At 66.7% G+C, this 1,432-nt stretch carries 1 protein-coding gene; it reads left to right on the top strand.

Going from position 1 to position 1,432, the window contains the following annotated elements; all coding sequences use genetic code 11:
• Window positions 1-1,432 (top strand): amidohydrolase (locus tag GYB81_RS23355; RefSeq protein WP_161897969.1); only part of this gene is annotated, 1,432 nt, incomplete at both ends.

Here is a 1,432-nt window from a genome sequence, read left to right as displayed (position 1 = left end):
GCCATCAAGGATGGCCGCTTCGTCGCCGTCGGCAGCGATGCCGAGGCCATGGCGCTGCGTGGCGCTGCCACCCGCGTGGTCGATCTGCAGAAGCGCACGGTGATTCCCGGCCTCAATGACTCGCACCTGCACCTGATCCGCGGCGGGCTGAACTACAACCTGGAGCTGCGTTGGGAAGGCGTGCCGTCGCTGGCCGAAGCCATGCGCATGCTCAAGGCCCAGGCCGACCGTACCCCGACGCCGCAGTGGGTTCGCGTGGTCGGAGGCTGGACCGAGTTCCAGTTCGCCGAGAAGCGCATGCCGACGCTGGAAGAGATTAACCGCGCGGCACCGGATACGCCGGTGTTCATCCTCCACCTGTACGACCGCGCCTTGCTCAACCGCGCCGCGCTGCGCGCCGTGGGCTACGACAAGAACACCCCCAACCCGCCGGGCGGAGAGATTCAGCGCGATGCCAACGGCAATCCCACCGGCATGCTGATCGCCCGCCCCAACGCCATGATTCTCTACGCCACCCTGGCCAAGGGGCCGAAGCTGCCGCTGGAGTATCAGGTCAACTCCACCCGCCAGTTCATGCGCGAACTCAATCGCCTGGGCGTGACCAGCGCCATCGATGCCGGTGGCGGTTACCAGAACTACCCCGACGACTACCAGGTGATCCAGGAACTGGCCGACAAGGACCAGCTCACCGTGCGCATCGCCTACAACCTGTTCACCCAGAAGCCCAAGGAAGAGCTGACCGACTTCAAGAACTGGACCGGCAGCGTCAAGCTGCACCAGGGCGATGACTTCCTGCGCCACAACGGCGCCGGCGAAATGCTGGTGTTCTCTGCCGCCGACTTCGAGGATTTTCTCGAGCCGCGCCCGGACCTGGCGCCGAACATGGAGGCCGACCTGGAGCCGGTGGTGCGTCACCTGGTCGAGCAGCGCTGGCCGTTCCGCCTGCATGCCACCTACGACGAATCCATCTCGCGCATGCTCGACGTGTTCGAGAAGGTCGACCGCGACATCCCTTTCAATGGCCTGCCCTGGCTGTTCGACCACGCCGAGACCATCAGCCCGCGCAATATCGAGCGCGTGCGTGCCCTCGGCGGCGGCATCGCCATTCAGCACCGCATGGCCTTCCAGGGTGAGTACTTCATCGACCGCTACGGCGCCAAGGCGGCCGAAGCCACACCGCCGATCCAGCGCATGCTGGCCGAGGGCGTGCCGGTCGGCGCCGGCACCGACGCCACCCGCGTGGCCAGTTACAACCCCTGGACGGCGCTGTACTGGCTGGTCAGCGGCAAGACCGTTGGCGGCACCACGCTCTACCCGCAAGGCCTGCCACGCGCCACCGCGCTGCAGCTGTTCACCCACGGCAGCGCCTGGTTCTCCAGCGAGCAGGGCAAGAAGGGCCAGATCAAGGTGGGCCAGCTGGCCGACCTGGTGG

This window comes from Pseudomonas yangonensis (genome assembly GCF_009932725.1).
Classification (GTDB): Bacteria; Pseudomonadota; Gammaproteobacteria; order Pseudomonadales; family Pseudomonadaceae; genus Aquipseudomonas; species Aquipseudomonas yangonensis.
This window is presented reverse-complemented; position numbering and strand designations above follow the sequence as displayed.